Annotated in this window: 15 protein-coding genes; 10 read left to right on the top strand and 5 right to left on the bottom strand. The window is 71.4% G+C overall.

Annotation, left to right across the window (positions count from 1 at the left end; translation table 11 throughout):
- Positions 1 to 2: 2 nt before the first annotated feature.
- On the top strand, positions 3 to 833 hold the full coding sequence (locus tag ACGFK0_RS21430) for an oxygenase MpaB family protein (RefSeq protein ID WP_392907056.1): 831 nt from the start codon (positions 3 to 5) through the stop codon (positions 831 to 833).
- Between the two features lie 343 nt (positions 834 to 1,176).
- On the opposite strand, the gene ACGFK0_RS21425 is transcribed toward ACGFK0_RS21430, so the two are convergent.
- The 4 genes from ACGFK0_RS21425 to ACGFK0_RS21410 form a co-directional block, all read right to left on the bottom strand.
- Positions 1,177 to 2,748, bottom strand: a complete 1,572-nt coding sequence (locus ACGFK0_RS21425) for a sensor histidine kinase (protein ID WP_392907054.1) — start codon at positions 2,746 to 2,748, stop codon at positions 1,177 to 1,179.
- A complete protein-coding gene (locus tag ACGFK0_RS21420) occupies positions 2,748 to 3,491 on the bottom strand; it encodes a response regulator transcription factor (protein WP_392907053.1) in 744 nt (247 codons plus the stop codon). The genes ACGFK0_RS21425 and ACGFK0_RS21420 overlap by 1 nt, the downstream gene beginning before the upstream one ends.
- Before the next feature lie 129 nt (positions 3,492 to 3,620).
- The gene (def, locus tag ACGFK0_RS21415; RefSeq protein ID WP_392907052.1) at positions 3,621 to 4,151 is read right to left on the bottom strand and encodes a peptide deformylase; all 531 of its coding nucleotides are present in this window, start codon (positions 4,149 to 4,151) and stop codon (positions 3,621 to 3,623) included.
- Positions 4,152 to 4,245: 94 nt separating this feature from the next.
- The gene (locus tag ACGFK0_RS21410) at positions 4,246 to 5,361 is read right to left on the bottom strand and encodes a DivIVA domain-containing protein (RefSeq protein ID WP_392907051.1); all 1,116 of its coding nucleotides are present in this window, start codon (positions 5,359 to 5,361) and stop codon (positions 4,246 to 4,248) included.
- Positions 5,362 to 5,686: 325 nt separating this feature from the next.
- On the opposite strand from ACGFK0_RS21410, the gene ACGFK0_RS21405 reads away from it, so the two are divergent.
- The 5 genes from ACGFK0_RS21405 (at position 5,687) to ACGFK0_RS21385 (ending at position 13,041) form a co-directional block, all read left to right on the top strand.
- The gene (locus ACGFK0_RS21405; protein WP_392907050.1) at positions 5,687 to 6,208 is read left to right on the top strand and encodes a gamma carbonic anhydrase family protein; all 522 of its coding nucleotides are present in this window, start codon (positions 5,687 to 5,689) and stop codon (positions 6,206 to 6,208) included.
- 100 nt (positions 6,209 to 6,308) lie between these two features.
- The gene (locus ACGFK0_RS21400; RefSeq protein ID WP_392907048.1) at positions 6,309 to 10,448 is read left to right on the top strand and encodes an AAA family ATPase; all 4,140 of its coding nucleotides are present in this window, start codon (positions 6,309 to 6,311) and stop codon (positions 10,446 to 10,448) included.
- A 217-nt stretch (positions 10,449 to 10,665) separates the two neighbouring features.
- A complete protein-coding gene (locus tag ACGFK0_RS21395) occupies positions 10,666 to 10,848 on the top strand; it encodes a hypothetical protein (protein WP_392907047.1) in 183 nt (60 codons plus the stop codon).
- Positions 10,849 to 11,221: 373 nt separating this feature from the next.
- A complete protein-coding gene (locus ACGFK0_RS21390; RefSeq protein WP_392907046.1) occupies positions 11,222 to 11,839 on the top strand; it encodes a DUF47 domain-containing protein in 618 nt (205 codons plus the stop codon).
- On the top strand, positions 11,836 to 13,041 hold the full coding sequence (locus ACGFK0_RS21385; protein WP_392907045.1) for an anion permease: 1,206 nt from the start codon (positions 11,836 to 11,838) through the stop codon (positions 13,039 to 13,041). The genes ACGFK0_RS21390 and ACGFK0_RS21385 overlap by 4 nt, the downstream gene beginning before the upstream one ends.
- 90 nt (positions 13,042 to 13,131) lie before the next feature.
- Here ACGFK0_RS21385 and ACGFK0_RS21380 read toward each other — a convergent pair whose 3' ends face one another.
- Positions 13,132 to 14,880 carry a bifunctional metallophosphatase/5'-nucleotidase gene (locus tag ACGFK0_RS21380; protein WP_392907043.1) on the bottom strand — a complete coding sequence of 583 codons (1,749 nt, stop codon included), beginning with the start codon at positions 14,878 to 14,880 and terminating at the stop codon, positions 13,132 to 13,134.
- 147 nt (positions 14,881 to 15,027) lie between these two features.
- Between ACGFK0_RS21380 and mshD the strand changes: the two genes are divergently transcribed.
- From mshD to pstA, 4 genes are all read left to right on the top strand, one after another.
- The gene (mshD, locus tag ACGFK0_RS21375; protein WP_392907042.1) at positions 15,028 to 15,975 is read left to right on the top strand and encodes a mycothiol synthase; all 948 of its coding nucleotides are present in this window, start codon (positions 15,028 to 15,030) and stop codon (positions 15,973 to 15,975) included.
- Between the two features lie 366 nt (positions 15,976 to 16,341).
- Complete coding sequence (pstS, locus tag ACGFK0_RS21370) at positions 16,342 to 17,445, top strand: phosphate ABC transporter substrate-binding protein PstS (RefSeq protein WP_392907040.1); 1,104 nt, start codon at positions 16,342 to 16,344, stop codon at positions 17,443 to 17,445.
- Between the two features lie 107 nt (positions 17,446 to 17,552).
- A complete protein-coding gene (gene pstC, locus ACGFK0_RS21365; protein WP_392907039.1) occupies positions 17,553 to 18,530 on the top strand; it encodes a phosphate ABC transporter permease subunit PstC in 978 nt (325 codons plus the stop codon).
- 5 nt (positions 18,531 to 18,535) lie between these two features.
- On the top strand, positions 18,536 to 19,429 hold the full coding sequence (gene pstA, locus ACGFK0_RS21360) for a phosphate ABC transporter permease PstA (RefSeq protein WP_392907604.1): 894 nt from the start codon (positions 18,536 to 18,538) through the stop codon (positions 19,427 to 19,429).
- Positions 19,430 to 19,446: the final 17 nt, after the last annotated feature.

Raw genomic sequence — 19,446 nt, 5'->3', positions numbered from 1 at the left:
CCATGGCTGAAGGAGTGTTCCAGGACGGCGACCTCATCCGTGTCATCACGCAGGAGGGCGTGCTCATCGCGGCGGGTGGGGCCGCGTCGCTGCTGCAGACCGCGCATCCCAAGGTGGCGCAGGGCGTCTACGACCACAGTTACACGGCGGACGATCCGGTGCGGCGGCTGCGGAACACGATGGGGTGGCTCTACACGGTGCAGTTCGGGACGCGGGAGGAGGCCGAGACCCTCAGCGCACTGGTCACCAAGGGGCATGAGTCCATCACCGGACCCGACTACGAGGCCAATGACCCGGAACTGCAGGTGTGGGTCGCCTCCACGCTGTTCGCGGTGGCCGCGCAGTTCTACCAGATGCTCTTCCGGCGGACGTTCGACGAGTCGGAGCTTGAGGAGTTCTACCAGCAGAGCAAGACCTACGCGACGATCCTCGGGTGCCCGGAGGAACGGATGCCGGGGAACTACCGGCGGTTCCGCGAGTACTACGCGGACATGCTCCAGAACCTGAAGATCAGTGATGCGTCGCGGGCGGTGGCGGACCAGGTGCTGGACGGGGGGAAGCTGCCGGGCGGCCCGTTGAACGCGCCCGGGATGATGGCGATCCGGCTGCTCACGGCGGGGCTGATGCCGGCGCCGATCCGCGAGCAGTACGGGTGGAAGTGGGACGCCGCACGGGAGCGGCGGTTCCGGCTCCTGGTCGACGTGCTGTCGGTCGTGTACCCGCGGCTGCCGCTGCGAGTCCGGACGCTGCCGCGGTCCGTCTACCTGCGCTCGACGCGGAAGATGCTGGCGAAGGTGAAGCAGCGGCCCGCGATCTCGGTCAGATCCACCTGATCAAAGCGGCCATGGGGCGTGTGGCCGTTGAGCGGCCGCGTGGCCCACAGGGAAGCCACGCGGCCGCTCTCCCTTGCTCGGTCCCTCCTCACCCGGCCCGGCTGGGAGGGACCTCTGGCCCGGTTCCGCCGCCCGTCCGCCCGCTCCCCCCAGAGCCTGGCCGGACGGCGCCCGGGTCAGATCGGGGCGCCGGCGATGATCTCGTCGGCGGTCTTTCGTTCACTCACGATCGAGAATGCGTCCCGGGGCTGCAATCCACCTGGATCCAACCTGAAAGTTGCCTGAACGCGACCTTCGGTCTTCATCCGTGGTCGGTTCTCGCCCGTGGTCGGCAAGCCCGTGGTCAGTCTTCGTCCAAGGCCAGGACGACCCTGAAGGTGGCTCCCTCGTCCGGTGTGGAGTCCACCTCCACCAGGCCCTCATGGGCCGCCACCAGTGCCGCGACGATGGCGAGGCCGAGGCCCGCGCCGCCGCCCTCCCGTGACCGGGCCTCGTCCGCGCGGTAGAAACGCTCGAAGACCCGTTCCGACTGCTCCGGCGAGAGACCGGGGCCCCGGTCGGCGACCTCGACGATCGCCGCGGGGGCGTCGCGCAGCGTCCCCGGCTTGAGGCGCACCTCCACCTGCGCGCCCTCGGGGGTGTGCACGATCGCGTTCGTCAGCAGGTTCCCGAGCACCTGGCGCAGCCGCGGCTCGTCCCCCCGGACCTGGTACGCCAATCCTCCCTCGACCGAAAGGTCGATCGTGCGCTCGGGTGCGAGAACTCTGGCCTCCTGGACAGAGTCGGCGGCGACGGCGAGCAGGTCCACCGGACGCCGCTCGATCGGACGCTGCCGGTCCAGCCGGGCGAGCAGCAGCAGGTCCTCCACGAGCAGGCCCATCCGGGACGCGGTCTCCTCGATGCGGCCGATCAGCCGGTCGAGTTCCTCGGGGCTGCGGGCGGCGCCCTGCCGGTAGAACTCGGCGAATCCGCGGATCGCGGTCAGCGGAGTGCGCAGCTCGTGGCTGGCGTCCGCGATGAACCGCCGCATCCGCTCCTCGGAGCGCAGCGCCGTCCGCTCCGACTGCCGCGCCGCCGCCTCCGACTCGGCGCGGGCCCGGAACGCCGTCTCGATCTGCGCGAGCATCGCGTTCAGCGAGCGGCCGAGCCGTCCCATCTCGGTGCGCGGATCGGCCTGCGGGACGCGGCGGGACAGGTCGCCCGCGGCGATGGCGCCCGCGGTCTCCTCGACCGCGGCGAGCGGACGCAGGCTCGCCCGGACGACCCACACACCGAGCCCGACCAGGCCGGCCAGCACCACCAGGCCCACGATCGCGTCGATCGCCACCAGCCGGCGGACGGTCCGGTCGACCTCGTCCAGGCTGAACGCCAGCACGAGGATCGCGCCGTCGCTGTCCGGGATCGGCTCGGCCAGGATCCGCCACGACGAGGTCGAACCACCCGTCCCGGACACGGTGAACGGCCGGTCGATCCACCCGGACAGGTCCTCCGGGAGACGCGGATGGCCGGGATCGCTCCACGCCGGGTTCTGCCCGACCGTACGGCCGTCATTGACGCGGATCTGCCCGTAGATCTCGCTCGGGAGGCGGACGGTGAACCGGGTCTGCCCGCGTTCCAGATGGGGGACGACCTGGTCGATCGTCCGGCCCACGGAGCCGCGGAGCTGATCGTCGGCCCGCCCCACCAGGTACTGCCGCAGCACCGACGCGCCCGCCGCGCCCATCACCGTCATCCCGAGGGTGGCGAGGACGAGCATCCCGGCGACCAGCTTGACGCGCAGCGACGTCCGCCCCCACAGGTGGGCCAGGCCGCGCCGCGTCCACCCGGCCGCGTTCCGGCCGGGGGCGTTCGGCGGCCCGGGGTGCGCCGCGGATGCAAGGGCGCCGGTGGCGGACGCCGGAACCCGGGCGGTCATCAGCCCGGTCTCGCCGGCTCACGCAGGACGTACCCCACACCGCGCAGCGTGTGGATGAGGCGCGGCTCGGCGTTGTCGACCTTGCGGCGCAGCGCCGACACGTACGACTCGACGATCCCCGCGTCGCCCCGGAAGTCGTAGTTCCACACGTGGTCGAGGATCTGCGCCTTCGACACGACGCGTCCCGCGTTGGCCATGAAGTAGCGCAGCAGCTTGAACTCGGTCGGCGAGAGCTGGATCGCGCGTCCGCCGCGCCACACCTCGTGGCTGTCCTCGTCGAGTTCGACGTCGGCGAACACCATGCGCGGCGTCGGCTCGGCCACTCCGCCGCGGAACCGCCGCAGGACCGCCCGGATGCGGGCGATGACCTCCTCCAGGCTGAACGGTTTGGTGACGTAGTCGTCGCCTCCGATCGTCAACCCCTTGATCCGGTCCTGCACGGCGTCCCGTGCGGTCAGGAACAGCACGGGGGTGTGGTCGCCGCCGGACCGCAGCCGCCGCGCCACGTCGAACCCGTCGATGTCGGGGAGCATGACGTCCAGCACGATCAGGTCCGGGCGGTGCCGCCGCGCCGACTGGACGGCGTCGGCCCCGTTGGTCGCTGTGACCACGTCGAATCCGGTGAAGCGCAGGCTGCCGGCGAGCAGCTCCAGGATGTTCGGCTCGTCCTCGACGACGAGCAGCGTCGCCTCCGCCGCCTTGCCGCCGCCGTTCGCCGTCCGATCAACCGTTCGATCAGCCAATGGCACAGTCTCCCTCCACAATCACCGCAGAGGTTCCCATCTCAACCTGAATGTCCCCTGAATGCGCGCAGAGGATCGGGTGAGTGCGTTTTCGTCATCGTGCCTGGTGGGGAGACCGGGTGCCCGCGCCTACCGGCCGAGGTCCCGGATGGCGCGCATGGCCTCGCGGCGCGCGTCGCCGGACAGGACGTCGATGTAGACGCCGCCGTCCAGATGGCCGCACTCGTGCTGGAGGCAGCGTGCGAAGTAGCCGGTGCCCTCGACGCGTACGGGTTCGCCTTTGACGTCCACGCCCTCGACGACGGCGTGCGCGTGGCGGGGCGTCTCGAAACGCAGGCCGGGGACGGACAGGCAGCCCTCCGGCTCGACCAGCATCTCCCCGTCGGCCGCCACGAGCGTCGGGTTGACGACGTGCCCGATGTGCCGCCGTCCCTTGTCGTCGCCGACGTCGTACACGAAGACCCGCAGGCCGACTCCCACCTGGTTGGCGGCCACCCCGGCGCCGTCCTCCTCGTACATGGTGACGAACATGTCGTCGACGAGGCGTTCCAGGGAGGCGTCGAACGTCCGGACGGGGTCGCATCCGGTGCGCAGGACCGGGTCTCCGAGGAGCCGGATCGGGCGGGCGGTTCCGCGGCGCTTGTGGGTCCTCTTGCTCACCCCGAGATCCTATAAAGGACGAGGCGGTGTGCCCGGCCGGGTGAGGGCAGGGCACACCGCGGAGCCCGCCTGACGCTTCCGGAGCCGGGTGGGGTTACAGCTCGATGGGGCCGCGCGGAGGCTGCGGCGGGACGGCCGGACCACCGGACTGCCCGGGACCGCCGGGCTGTGCGGGGCCGGGCTGTGCGGGGCCGGACTGCGCGGGACCGGACTGCGCGGGACCGGACTGCGCGGGACCGGACTGCGCGGGGCCGTCCGGTTCCTCGGCCGGGCGTGCGGGCTTGGGCTGCTGCGGGGCCGGCGGCGCGGGAGCGTCGGCGGCCGGAGCCGCCGGCCCGGGCTTCTTCATGGACGGGGCGCCCTGGGGCGCGCCGGGAGCCGTGGCCGGCTTGGGCGCGGCCGGAATCGGCTTCGTCCCGGGCCCGGACTGCGGCCCGGACGGCGAGGAGGGCTGGGCCGCCTGGGTGGGCCCGGCCTGGGGCGGGGCGGGTTGCTGCTTGCGGGGCGCGCTCTGCCGGACGGCGTCCTCGACCATCTTCTCCAGTGGGCCCGCCTCGTTCTCGGCGGTCAGCAGCCGGTGCAGCGTCTCGCTGATCTCGGTGAGGCGCTGCAGGGCCTGGGTGTGGTTCTTGGTGAGCGAGGTCAGCCGCTGCGTCGCGCCCTCGTTGATCACGCTGGCGCGGCGCTCGGACGCGGTGAGGGTGCGCTCGGCCTCCAGCCGCGCGCTGCTCACCGTCTGCTCGGCCTCCTGCTTGGCGGCCGACAGGACGCTCTCGGACTCCTGCTTGGCGGAGGCGAGCACGTTCTCGGCCTTCTCCTGCGCCTGGGCGAGGTTCTTGTCGGCGTGCGAGCGGGCGTCGTCGATGATCCGCTTGGACTCGTGCTCGGCGTCCTCGCGGATCTCGGCGCCCTTGGCCTCGGCCTGGGCGACCTTGTCCTGGGCCTCGTCCTCAGCGAGGTTGATGATCTGCCGGAGCCGGTCGGACAGGTCGTCGCCGGTGGGCTTGCGCGCCTCCCGGACCTCGGCCATCTCGCGGCGGAGGCGCTCGCCGTCGTCCTGGGCACGGGCGAGCCGCGCCTCCAGTTCGCGGTGCTTCTGCTGGGCGCGGGCGATGTAATCGTCGACCTGGCGGCGGTTGTAGCCGCGCATGACGATCTCGAAGGACTCTTCTTGGAGGAGATTCGGCAGGATTTCGGCTTCGTTGCTCATGATGCCTTGGGGGGTCGTTGGCGGGGGTCATCACCCCGTCAGGGTCGGTCGCGATAACATCCTCACCCGCCGTTGAGCGGGCCCACATGTGGAAACGTCAGGACGACTCTTGTCCGGTCCACCCCATTCGCGCAACCGGAACGCGCTTCTCGCTGCCGTTTCTTCATCCGGGTAGGCCCGACAAGCTACCTAATCTGCACAAACTTCGCGCTGTGGGGCCCGTGTGGAGGTTCGTGTCGGGGTTCGTGTCGGGGTTCGTGCCGGTGGGCGCCCGTCCCGGGGGTGCCGTTCGGGACGGGACGGGACGCGTCCTAGCATCGGCCGCATGAGCTACCTGGGATCATTGGGTGAGGACCGGCCGAAGATCGACCCTGAGGCGTGGGTCGCGCCGGGCGCGGTCGTCGTCGGGCGGGTGACGCTGGGCCGCGCGTCCAGCGTCTGGTACGGCTCGGTGCTCCGCGGCGACGACGAGGAGATCGTCGTCGGCGACGAGTGCAACATCCAGGACCTCAGTTGCATGCACTCCGACCCGGGTATGCCCGCCGTCCTGGAGGACCGGGTCAGCCTCGGTCACAAGGCGATGGTGCACGGCGCGCATGTCGAAACCGGCTCGCTCATCGGGATCGGCGCGATCGTGCTGAACGGCGCCCGGATCGGGTCCGGGACGCTGATCGCGGCGGGCGCGCTGGTGCCGCCCGGCAAGAAGATCCCTTCCGGCGTCCTCGTCGCCGGGACTCCGGGCAAGATCGTCCGGGAGTTGACCGACGATGACCGGCTCGTCCTGGCGCACACCCCCGAGGTGTACGTGACCAAGGCCCGGCGGCACCGCACCGCCGAGTGGCACTGACGGTCCGGTCGCCGTCGAGCCGAATTGATGTCTCGCTGACCTGTGGTTATGTGGCTAATGGGCCGGTGAGGGGCATCCCAACCGGCTTCTCCTGACTACGATGACCAGCGTGGTGTGGGGACCGGGCTATGGCAGTGCTCCGCCGCCCAGCCCCCAGATGGGGCAGGATCCGTTCGCGGAGGCAGAGCGGGACACGAGGGCGATGGTGGCCGCCGCATGGTGGCCGTCGACGCCTCCTCAGCAGCGCCATCACGCGATCGGCGGGCGCATGCTCGTCCTGCCCGACGGCACATGGTGGCTGTTCGGAGCGTGGGCGCGCTGGTACCGGCTGCACCCGTCCGACGGCCAGTGGTACCTGTGCCCGCCGCCCCGCACGCCCGCCGTCCGGATGGCGGCGAGGCCAGCGCAGCAGGCGCCGGGGCAGGTGCCCAACCTGCCGCCGCACGTCATCCCGGCCGGTCCCGACTTCTCCTACGACCCGCCGACGGGCCTGCCGTTCGTCGGGCACGGGTTCGCGACGGACGTGACCTCGCGGGTCCGGTCGACGGTCGAGTCCGCCGCGGCCCTGCCCGCCCCCGAGTACCCGCACTGGTGGCCGGAGTTCTCCAGCGGCACGCCGTCCACCGTGGTCGTCGCGTGGGGTGTGATGCTGTGGTGCGCGTCCGCGCCCGCGTTCGACGCGCGCCTGGACGCGCAGATGCTCGACCTCTGGAAGCCGTACCGCGCCAAGCCCCTCCCGGACGTGGACGGCCCGCGCTGGCTCACCCCGCCCGCCCTGGAGACGCTGGCCGGGCTCTACGCGGAACGCCTGCGGGCGAGCCGTGTGGACGCGGCGGTCGTCATCCTCCGGACGATGTGGGCCGTCGCCAGCGCACTGCGCGAAGACGTCCGGTACCAGAGCCGGGCGGACGCCCTGCTCGCCATCCTCAGCACCACGCTCGCCAACCCGACCGTCGACTACGGGGCACTGCCCTACGGGGACCAGGCGATCGTCCAGCAGTGGCTCACCCGCTGCCCGGCGAACCTGGTCCCGGCGCTGAGGAACGAGAGTTCGCCGGGGGACAACTTCCGTCACGCCTTCTACACGCTCAGCGAGCTGATAGCCGACCTCGCCGGCGACCCCGCCGACCCCGCCTACGTTGAGCCGCGCCTGGTGGCCGCCGCGCTGCTCGCCGCCGACCTGGACGTCGTCCGCAAGGACATGGTGGGGACCATCGTCCCCTGGCTCGACCCGGAGATCCGCTACACGGTGCAGGCGGTGTCGGAACAGAAGGGCCACCCTCTGCGCCGGCTGTGGCCGCAGGACATGCGCCTCCCGGAGCCGTTGCGGTCCGCAACCGGGTCCGGGCCGGGCGCGGAGTCACTGCTGGCCGCGATGTACGAGGTCGACCTCGCCTGGTGCCGGCTCGGCGGGATGCCCGCGCGTCCCCGCGGCTTTCCCGTCCCCACCGCGCTCATCGCCGGGATCATCGGCCGCAACCGGGCCCGCGCGACGGCCGCGGTGGCGGCCCCGACCCCGCCGCCCAACCCGGCGCCCTCGCAGCCGTCCCCGTTCGGCATGCAGAGCCAGCCCGGTCTTGCCCCGGGCACGCCTCCGCAGCCGCAGGGCAAGCCGTCCGAGCCCGACCGCCCGTTCGTGCAGCCGCCCGCCCAGCAGGGGTGGGAGAACCCGTCCGGTCCGGCCGGTCCCGCGCCCGGCCAGATGCCTGCACAGGGTCCCGGCCAGGGGCAGCAGGCCGCGTTCGCCGCTCCCGAGCCGCCGGCGGGGGGCTCGCCGCCCGCCGAGGAGGAGCGCGAGAGCAGGGAGGGCCGGGACGACGGGAACGTCGCGCCTCCCTACACCGAACTCGGGTTCCAGCGTCCGGGCGCGGCGCCGCCTGCCCCGATGCAGAGCCCCGCGCCGATGCAGAGCCTTGCCCCCATGCAGAGCCCCGCGCCGAACCAGGGCGCCTCTCAGCCGCCCCAGGCTCCCGGCCAGGGCCAGATGCCCTACGCGGCGCAGGAACAGGCCACGCCGCCGCCCGCCGCGCCGGAGCGGCAACCTGCCCCGGCTCCACAGCTCGGAGGGTTCTCCCCTCCGGAGGAGGGGCGGCAGGACGACGACTTCGTGCCGCCGTACACGCATCTCGGGTATCAGCCGGCGGGCGCCGCTCCTCCGCAGCAGGGGCCGGCGCCTGGCGCCGTCCCGCAAGGACCGCCGAATCCCGTCCGGCCTCCAGAGCCGCAGCAGGCACAACCGCAGGCACAGCCGGCACCGCAGCAGGCGCAGCAGCATCAGCAGCCCGCGGCGCCCGCCGCGTTCGACCCGTACGCCACGCGGGTGGAGGACCAGGCCGGAGCGCCGCAGGGCGCGCCCGGCGCGCCAACGCAGCAGCCCCCGCCGCAGCCACCGGGCCGGCAGGGGCCGCCCGGCACGCGCGTCCTGGGGCCCGGTGACCTCGACGACGATCCGGCGCCACCGCCGCCGCCCGTCCCGGCAGGCGGGCCGGGCACGAAGGTCATGTCCAAGACGATGGTCGGCGATTTCGACTTCCTGGACGACACGCCTTCGCCGGAACAGCCCGTCCACGAGATCCCGCCTCCGCAGGACCGCAGTGAGCGCCGTGTCCTGGAGCGGTTCGGCTTCGGCTTCGTGTACGGGGATCACGACGCGAGCCCGTTCCTGGCGGACCTGCGTACGCAGGCCGAGGAGTGGAACGCGCCCGCGGGCCAGGACGTCGAGCGGACCAGGGTGGACGGCGCGCCGAGCTCGATCAAGTCGGGGCTGCCGGGCGTGCTGCTGGTCGGCGGTCCGCACTCGGGGCAGCGCCGGCTCGCCCGGATGATCGCGCTGACGCTGGCGAACGCCGGCCTCGGCGACGGGTCGATCCGCGCGCACGACGCCGAGGACGTGCGGGACGCGCCCGCGGAGCGGATCGGGCAGATCCTCTCCCAGCCGGGCCCGGTCATCCTGTTCGAGCGGCTGGACGCGGCGATCGACGGCGCGCCCGACCCGGCGGCGGTCGTCGGCGCGGTCCGCCGGGCCCGCCGCGACCCGGTGAACACGACGCCCGTGATCGCCACCTGTGAACCGCACACGTACAAGCGCCTCCTGCAGGAGCATCCGAAGCTCGTCCAGGCGTTCCGCGTGCATCGGCTGCCCGACTTCAGCGACCTCGACAACCGCCTGACGCTGCTGCACCTGCTGGCCGACGAGCGGCGCGTCACCATCGGCGCGTCGGCGCTGGAGGTCGTCCGGGAGGACCTGAACCGGCTCCGCGGGCCGGGCGACCTGGTCAACGCGCGCCTGGTCGAGGCCTACCTGGACCAGGCGGCCCAGCGGAACATGGAGCGGGCCGGCGCGTCGCACGACCGGCTCGTCCTGACCCCGGACGATCTCGCGGGCGTCGCGGAGGGCATCGAGCCGGCGCTGCGCCCGCCCGGCGACATCGACGGCTACCTGCGGCAGCTCGACCAGCTCACCGGGCTGGACGACGTCAAGGCGGCCGTGCACGAGCTCGCCGCCGAGGCGGGGCTCGCGGCCGACCGGGCGCGGTACGGGGTGGGCGGCGGCGACCCCCGCCACCTGATCTTCGTGGGACCGCCCGGCACCGGCAAGACGACCGTGGCGGGCCTGGTCGGCGGCATCTACGCGGCGCTCGGGCTGCTGCACTCCGGGCACGTGGTCGCCTGCCGTCCCGTCCACCTCGCGGGACGTGACCGGCTCGACACCGAGCGCCGCGTCGCGGGCATGGTCGAGCAGGCGCTCGGCGGGGTGCTGCTCGTCCAGGAGGCGTACCGGCTCGACCGCAGCCCCGCCGTGGTGGACGAGCTGCTCCGCCAGATGAACCAGAACGGCACCCGGTTCATGGTGGTGTGCTCCAGCCCGGTGGCCGAGATGGAGGGCTTCCTCGCGGGCAACCCCGCGTTCCGCGCCGAGCTCGGCCGCGTCATGGAGTTCACCGGGATGGGCGACCGCGACATGGTCCGGCTCTTCCAGGGCTACGCCGAGCGCGACCTGTACATGCTGGACGAGGAACTGCGCGTCGAGCTGCTGAGCCGGTTCGAGCGGCTGCGCGACGACCCGCAGTTCGCCTACGCCCGGACCGTCCGGGCCCTGTTCGAGCAGACGGTGGCGCGGCAGGCGGCCCGGCTCGCGGGCGCCGACGTCAACGCCGCGACCGTGGCCCGGCTGACGGCCCGCGACCTGCCCGAGACGCCGCTGGAGCAGATGCTCGGCGACTTCCGTCCCGGCCGCTGAACCGCCGCTGAGCATCGCCGCCGGATGCCCGGCGAACCTGACACGGCCCGGACACGGGCATCAGACGGGCCTCATCCGGGAAGGGTGACTGCGGGGGTCGGGGGCCCGGATTGACAGGGTCGGAGTGACCCTCGAATGGCCCGCTTGGGTCATGTGCCCGCCGGGGCCGGCCGCGTAGCCTCGACTTGGGTGTGGGGAACGAACGGAGGTGGACGCGGTGCGCCAGAACCTTGATTTGCGCGTCCACGACCGCGTTGCGCTGGACGAGATCGAACTCTATGCCGAGATGCTCAGTGCGGTGGCGGCGGCGGAAGAGCCGCTCACCATCGCGGAAATCGACATGGTGCTCGGAGTACGGTCCGACGAAGCCGGTCGTCGCGAGCTGACGCCGCAAGACTAGGCGGTCCCGGGGGCGATCCCCCGGCCCGGCCGAGCCGAAGCCCGCAGTTCGCACCGGGGGCGCCGATCAAGGCGCCCCCGGTTCGTCTTCGTGCAGGCCGCTCGTGCCTGCCGTGGCGGCTCGCCACGCCGGTCGCTGTAACGAATCTCACCCTGTGTGCCGCCCCGTTCTCCAGGTGACGGCCGCGTCCGGCCCGCGGGCTCGGGAGGCCCGGCCATACGGCGATGCGCAGAAGGTATGTACCTGGTGGTGTAGGGCACCCATGTAGGTGAGAGGATGGCGGACACCAGCCGAAGCTGGGGCAAAGGTTCTTTTTACGGCTGGTTGCGCCTACGATCCTCTGCGGACTGTTCCGGCACTTCAGGAGAACGACGTGCGCTTGCGTCTCACGCCGCGTGAGGACAGCTTCTACGACATGTTCGCCGACTCGGCGAACAACCTGGTCACCGGTGCCAGGCTGCTCGTGGAGCTCATCAGCGACGGCTCGGACCGTGCAGCGATCGCGGAGAAGATGCGTGCCTGCGAACATGCGGGCGACGAATGTACTCACGCGATCATGCGACGGCTCAACGAAACCTTCATCACGCCCTTCGACCGCGAGGACATCTACCGGCTGGCCTCGACGATCGATGACGTGATGGACGAGATGGAAGAGGCGGCGGACCTCGTTGTCCTCTACAAGATCGACGAGTTCCCCAAGGGCATCGTCGCCATGGTGGAGGTGCTGGAGCGGGCAGCGGAGCTGACCGCCGAGGCGATGCCGCGGCTGCGTTCGATGAAGGAGCTCAACGAGTACTGGATCGAGATCAACAGGCTGGAGAACCAGGGTGACCAGGTCTACCGCAAGCTGCTGGCGCAGCTGTTCAGCGGTGACTACGACACCCTCACGGTCCTGAAGCTGAAGCAGGTCATCGACCGGCTGGAGGACGCGGCGGACGCGTTCGAGCACGTGGCCAACACGGTCGAGACGATCTCGGTCAAGGAATCATGATCGCGAAGGACGAACCGCCAGAATCCAGCCGCCCCGCCGATTTCGCCGTAGGCGGACCCGTCGGGGCGGTGCTGGCCAAGGACGAGCCTCCGGGGGCGGACCCGACCCTCGCCGAGCAGGTCCGACGCGGCCCGGTGCGGTTCTGGCCCTTCCTGCTGCTGGGCCTCCTCGCGGTGGTGATCTCCGGGGCGCTGGGCCTGCGCCAGGACGCGCAGACCGCGGTCCTCATCCTGGTCGTGGTCATCGCGCTGGTCTTCGACTACACCAACGGCTTCCACGACGCCGCCAACGCCATCGCGACGTCGGTGTCCACCCGGGCGCTGACACCGCGGGCGGCGCTGCTGATGGCGGCCGTGATGAACCTGATCGGCGCGCTGCTCGGGGTCGAGGTCGCCAAGACCGTCAGCGAGGTCATCACCCCGCCGTCCGGGCTGCACGGCCTCACCGTCGTCGCCGCCGGCGTGCTGGGCGCGATCACCTGGAACATGATCACCTGGTACTTCGGGCTGCCGTCGTCCTCCTCGCACGCGCTGATCGGCGGCGTCGTCGGGGCCGGGATCGCGTCGGCGTCGACCGTCAGCTGGGACACCGTCGTCGAGAAGGTCGCCATCCCGATGGTGATCTCCCCGGTCGCCGGTTTCGGGCTGGCCTACCTGGTGATGGTCGCCATCCTGTGGATCTTCCGCCGCGCCAATCCGGGCCGGATCGCCCGCCGGTTCCGGATCGCGCAGTCGCTGTCGGCCGCGTCGATGGCGCTGGGCCACGGCCTCCAGGACGCGCAGAAGACGATGGGCATCATCGTCCTGGCCCTGGTCACGACCGGCCACTCCGACGGCAAGGGCGTCCCCCTGTGGGTCATCATCGCCTGTGCGGGCGCGCTGTCCCTCGGCACCTACGCCGGCGGCTGGCGGATCATGCGGACGCTGGGCCGCAAGGTGATCGAACTGGACCCGCCGAAGGGTTTCGCCGCCGAATCGACGGCCTCGATGATCCTCTATGCGACCGCATACATCTGGCACGCTCCAATCTCCACCACCCACACGATCACGTCCTGCATCATGGGCGTCGGCGCGACCAAGCGGCTCTCCGCGGTGCGCTGGGGCGTGGCGGGCAACATCATCACCGCCTGGATCCTCACCATGCCGATGGCCGCCGCGGTGGCCGCCATCGTTTACTTCGTGGTCCACCTCTTCGGAGCGTGACCCATCGGGCCGAGCCCCCACATTGAACTGCGGCGTGCCGCCCTTGCGAATTCGCGCATGGGGCGACACGCCGCAGTTCAACGGACCGGGTTATCGGCCGGTGATCCTGTCCAGGGGCGGGGGAGAGATCGTGCCCTGGGCCTTGAAGTAGGCGACGAAGGTGTCCAGGTCGATCGAGCCGAGGACCTGGCCGGTGCCCTCGGTGAAGACGGTGAAGCCGTCACCGCCGCCCAGGAGGAAGTTGTTCGCCGCGACCTTGTAGGCGGTGGCCGGGTCGATGGGCGTCCCGTCGATGGTGATGGCGGAGACGCGGTCGCCGACGGGCCTGGACCGGTCGATGGCGAAGTGCAGGTTGGCGGACGGCTGGAGGATCTTCTCGCCGGCGTCCGTCCACTGCTGTTCGAGGAGCGCGTCGATCTGCGCGCCCGTCAGGGACACGACGCCCATCACGTTGCTGAACGGCTGGACGGCGAACGCCTCGCCGTAGGTGACGACGCCGTCGCCTTCCGAGCCGCTCGCCGCGTAGGCGAGGTCGGTGCGGACGCCGCCCGGGTTCATCAGCGCGACCTGCGCGCCGAGATCCCTGGTCCCGGCGAGCTGCGCGTCGGCGATGACGTCGCCGAGCGCGGTCTCGCCCGAGGGGGACGGCGTGCGGGTGAGGTCGGCGGTGATGCCGCCGATGGGCTTGTCGGCGATCTCGGAGACGCGGTCCTTCCAGGTCTGGACGAACCGCTCCGTCTTCCGGTCCGGCGGCACGTCGCGGGTCACGACGTGGTTGTCGCCGCGGAGGGACGAGCGGACGATGTCGCCGGTGCGGCGGTTCACCCTGAGGTTCACCTCGGTGATCACGCGGCCGTAGGAGGAGCCGGACGAGAACAGGCGCGGGTCGCCCGCCGGGTCCTCGATCGAGCAGATGTACTGCTCGTGGGTGTGCCCGGACAGCACGACGTCGATCTCCGGGTCGGCCTCCGAGGCGATGCGGGACCCGGCGCCGGGGACGACGCCGCACGCGTCCGGCCGCTGACCGGAGTTCACCTCGTCGCCCTCGTGGACGAGGAGGACGATCGCGCGGACGTGGCGGCGCTTCAGCTCGCGGGCGGCCCGGTTCGCGGCCTCGACCTCGTCCTGGAACTCCAGGCCCTTGATGCCCTCCGCGGTCACGATGCTCGGGGTGGTCTTGGTGACGACGCCGATGAAGCCGACCCGGACGCCGTTGACGCGGCGGATCGTCCACGGCTTCAGGGCCGGCCGGTTCCCGTGCCGGTGCTCACCGGCCTCGCGCTTCTTCAGCACGTTCGCGGCGAGGTAGTCGAACTCCGCGCCCCGCCACTCGCCTTCGGGGGAGCAGCCGTCGACCGGGTGGCAGCCGCCGTTCTGGATGCGCAGCAGCTCCTCGTAGCCCTCGTCGAACTCGTGGTTGCCGACGGCGGAGGCCGTGACGCCGATGTCGCCGAGGAACTGCACGGTGGGCTCGTCGTGGTAGGCGGCGGACAGCAGCGGCGAGGCCCCGATCAGGTCGCCCTGCGCGACGGTGAGGGTGTCGCGGTTCCGCAGATTCTTCAGGTGGGCGGCGACGTAGGCGGCGCCGCCGGCGGGCACGGTCTCGCCGTTCTCGTTGACGGCCCTCCCGGAACTGCCGGACGGCGGCTCGAGGTTGCCGTGGAAGTCGTTGAGGGACAGCAGCCGAACCGACGCTGTTGCCGGGGGGCCTGGGGGGTCGTCCCCCCAGAAGTGGGAGGACGCGGTCGGTGCGGGCCCTGCGGCGGCGGGTTGCGCGGTCAGGCCGATGACCGTCAGCCCCGCCGCTGCGCACGCCAGGATGGTGCGTCGTCGAGTCATGCTGCGGACGGTAAGTGCGCCCGGCATACGGTTCCCGGCGGCGCGGTGACGTTTCTGTGACGAATCGATCAGGGATTCCGGCGATCACCAGGGCCGTCCGCACCTTCCGGGCCCGTCCGCAACCGTTGGGCGTTGCCGCATAGGGTGATGGCCGTGAGTGAGCTGCGGGCGCGCGGGACGCTGGGGGACGGTGAGATCGCCGAGGTGCTGGCGCTGGCCGAGGCGGCGGCGGACGCCGACGGGGTCGGGCCGCTGTCCGAGCACTCGGTGCTCGCGCTTCGCGGCGGCCGCGCCGGGATGGCGATCCGCGATGGCGGCGCCGACCGGGGGGAAGACGGCGGAGACAGCGGCGGTGTCGGCGGCGGAGCGCGCGGTGGGATCGTCGCGTATGCGCATCTTGATCCGGCGGCCGACGGGGAACCGGCGGCGGGGGAACTGGTCGTCCATCCCGAACACCGGCGCCGGGGGCACGGGCGCGCGCTGCTGCGTGCGCTGCGCGACGAGGCCGGAGGGCCGCTCCGCGTGTGGGCGCACGGCGATCTTCCCGCGGCCGCCGCGCTGGCGGCCGGCGAGGGCATGGCGCGTGTCCGCGCGCTGTTCCAGATGCGGCGCCCCGCGTCCGGTCCGCTGCCGGAGGCGCGGGTCGCTCCGGGCGTCACCCTGCGCACCTTCGAGCCCGGACGGGACGAGCGGCCGTGGCTGGAGGTGAACGCCCGCGCGTTCGCCGACCATCCCGAGCAGGGAGCCTGGACGATCGAGGACGTCCGCGACCGGGAGGCCGAGGACTGGTTCGACCCGGCCGGCTTCTTCCTCGCCGAGCGGGCCGGCCGGCCGGTCGGCTTCCACTGGACCAAGATCCATCCAGGCGTCTCCGGTGAGGTTCTGGGTGAGGTCTACGTGGTGGGTGTCGACCCGGACGCGCAGGGCCTCGGCCTCGGCCGCACGCTGACGCTGACGGGCCTGCATCACCTGCGCGACGCCGGCGTCGACCAGATCATGCTCTATGTGGACGAGCCGAACGTCGCCGCCGTCCGCCTGTACGAGTCCCTCGGGTTCACCCGGTACGCCGTGGACGTCATGTACGCGACGTCCTAGCCCCGCGGCCTCCGCCCTGACCCGGCCTCCGCCCTGACCCGGCCTTCGCCCTGACCCGGCCTCCGTCCTGACCCGGCCTCCGCACCGCCGGGCGTTCACCCGGGCACCCGGGGATTCTCACAGCGCATGACCCGGTCTCGACCGGGTCTTTTGCGTTGTGAGCTGCGCTGTTAACCCGGCGTCCATGGCAAATCGGGGCATTCTTCGCAGCGCCGGTCATCCTCGTTCATCTGCCGTTCACCTGGATCAGGGTGGCTGGTCATCTCGCCTGCTTAGCGTCGCATCCGACGGTGACCCCGGCACCTGGGCAACGAACCAGGACCGGATCCGGGGACCCGGCCAACGAAACTAAGAGGAGACCCTCCGGTGAAGAACGGTTCCCGACTTGCCGCCCTGGGCGGCGTGGTCGTCGCGGGGGCACTGGCCCTCACCGCCTGCGGGAGCGACGCCAACACGACGGCGAGCACGGGGAGCGCGCCGTCCGCGAAGATCGACTGCGCGAAGGCCAGCGTCAACGCGGCCGGCTCCAGTGCGCAGAAGAACGCCATGGAGGAGTGGACGAAGGTCTACGCCTCCGAGTGCGCGGGTGCGAACCTCAACTACAACCCGTCCGGCTCGGGTGCGGGCATCCAGGCCTTCACGAGCGGGCAGGTGGCGTTCGCCGGCTCGGACTCGGCGCTCGACGAGGAGGAGGCCGCCGCGGCGCAGAAGCGCTGCGAGGGCGGCAAGGCGGTGAACCTGCCGATGGTCGTCGGCCCGGTCGCCGTGGTCTACAACGTCCCGGGTGTGGACGGGCTGAAGCTGTCGCCCGAGACGATCGCGAAGATCTTCTCCGGCAAGGTCAAGACGTGGAACGACCCGGCGATCGCCAAGGAGAACGAGGGCGCGACGCTCCCGTCCTCGCCGATCAAGCCGGTCTACCGTTCGGACGAGTCGGGCACCACCGACAACTTCACGAACTACCTGAACACCACCGCGCCGGACGTCTGGACGTGGGAGGCCGCCAAGAAGTGGCCGAACTCCACCGGGCAGGGCGCGCCCAAGTCCGACGGCGTCACCAGCCAGGTGAAGAGCACCGAGGGCGCCATCTCCTACGTCGAGATGTCGTACGCGACGAACAACAAGCTGCAGACCGCGCACGTGAAGAACGGCGCCGGGGAGTTCACCGAGCTGTCGCCGGAGAGCGCGTCCAAGGCCGTCGCCGGGGCGAAGGTCGTGGGCACCGGCAACGACGTCGCACTCGAGATCGACTACACCACCAAGGAGGCGGGCGCCTACCCGATCGTCCTGGTCACGTACGAGATCGCGTGTGAGAAGGGGCTGCCGGCCGAGCAGGCCGCGTTCGTCAAGTCCTTCCTGACCTACACCTCCAGCGCGGACGGTCAGAAGATCCTCACCCAGCACGGCTACGCGCCGATCCCGCAGAGTGTGCTGACCAAGGTCCAGGCGTCCGTGAAGGCCCTGTCCTGACAGCGGACGACGCCAGCCGCAGCCCCGTCGCCGACGACCCCCCAACCGGGGGTCCCGGCGGCGGGGCCGGCCTGGGTTCGGCCGACGTGATCGAAGGAGGCACCCCCATGACCAGCGAGACCGGCGTCGAGGCGCGGGCCGACGCCCGGCACCGCGCCACCGGCACCGCGATGGGCACCGGACGCGCCGGTGACCGGATCTTCGCCGGCGCGGCCCGCGGCTCGGGCATCACCGTGCTGGCGCTCGTCGCCGCCATCGCCGCGTTCCTCGTCTGGAAGGCGATCCCCGCCCTGCGGGAGAACGAGGCGAGCTTCCTCACCACCGAGGAATGGAACCCGAATGCGGACCCGCCGGAGTTCGGCATCGCGCAGCTGGCGTTCGGGACGGCGATCTCCTCGCTGCTGGCGATGCTCATCGCGACGCCCATCGCGATCGGCATCGCGCTGTTCATCTCGTTCTACTCGCCGCGGCGGCTCGCGTCCGGGCTCGGCTACGTCGTCGACCTGCTCGCCGCCGTCCCCAGCATCGTGTACGGGCTCTGGGGCCTGGTGTTCCTGTCGCAGCACATGGACGACGTCAGCCGGTTCCTCAACGCGGTGCTCGGCTGGATCCCGTTGCTGGCCGGCAGCCCCGGCAAGAACTCGATCTTCACCGCGTCGATCGTGCTGGCCATCATGATCCTGCCGATCATCTCGTCCATCTCCCGGGAGGTGTTCCTGCAGGTTCCGCGGCCCAACGTGGAGGCCGCGCTGGCGCTCGGCGCCACCCGCTGGGAGATGATCCGGATGTCGGTGCTGCCGTACGGGCGGTCCGGCATGATCGGCGCCTCGATGCTCGGGCTCGGCCGCGCGATGGGCGAGACGATCGCGGTCGCGATGGTCCTGACGTTCGTGCCCGGGATCAACTGGCAGATCCTGGAGAACGGCGGCTCCACGTTCGCCGCCAACATCGCCAACAGCTTCGCCGAGGCGTCGGTCACCGGCCGCGGCGCCCTCATCGCCTCCGGCCTCGTCCTCTTCGTGATCACCCTGGTCGTCAACATGGCGGCCCGCGCCGTCGTCGCCCGCCGGAAGGAGTTCGTGTGACCACCATGACCACCGGCACCGGCAAGGCCAGCAGCCTGTCGTCGGTCTCACTCGGGCGGAAGATCAAGGACCGGTCCGTCCAGGGACTGGTCTATCTGGCGTTCGCGCTGGCGGTCATTCCGCTGGTGTCGGTGCTGTGGACGGTCCTCGTGAACGGCCTGAAGCGGCTCGACCTCACGTTCTTCCAGTTCTCGATGAACGCGGTCAGCGGCAGCGACCCGGGCGGCGGCGCCTACCACGCCATCATCGGCACCCTCCAGCAGGTGGCGATCACCAGCCTGATCGCCGTCCCGATCGCCATCATGACCGGGATCTACCTGGTGGAGTACGCCGGGAACGGCCGGCTCGGCAAGATCATCAGCTTCACCGTGGACGTCATGATGGGCATCCCGTCCATCGTCGCCGGCCTGTTCGTCCTGGCGCTGTGGCTGCTGACGTTCGGGTTCGAGTTCTCCGGGTTCGCCGGTGCGCTGTCCCTGACGATCCTGATGATCCCGACCGTGGTGCGGGCCACCGAGGAGATGCTCAAGCTCGTCCCGAACGACCTGCGCGAGGCGTCCTTCGCGCTCGGTGTGCCCCGCTGGCGGACCGTCCTGTTCGTCGTCCTGCCGACCGCGATGACCGGGATCGTGACCGGCGTGATGCTGGCCGTCGCCCGCGTGATGGGGGAGACCGCGCCGCTGCTGCTCACGATCTTCTTCACCAAGGCGATCAACAACGACCCGTTCCACGGCCCGCAGGCGTCGCTGCCCACCTTCATCTGGGAGCAGGCCGCCGACCCCAACCAGAACTCGATCGACCGGGCCTGGACGGGCGCTCTCGTCCTGATCGGGATCATCATGCTGCTCAACCTGGTGGCCCGGCTCGTCGCCCGGCGCAGCTCGCCCACGCGCTCCTGACCCCACGTGCCCTGAAC

Source organism: Spirillospora sp. NPDC048823 (genome assembly GCF_043198445.1).
Lineage (GTDB): Bacteria > Actinomycetota > Actinomycetes > Streptosporangiales > Streptosporangiaceae > Spirillospora.
This window is presented reverse-complemented; position numbering and strand designations above follow the sequence as displayed.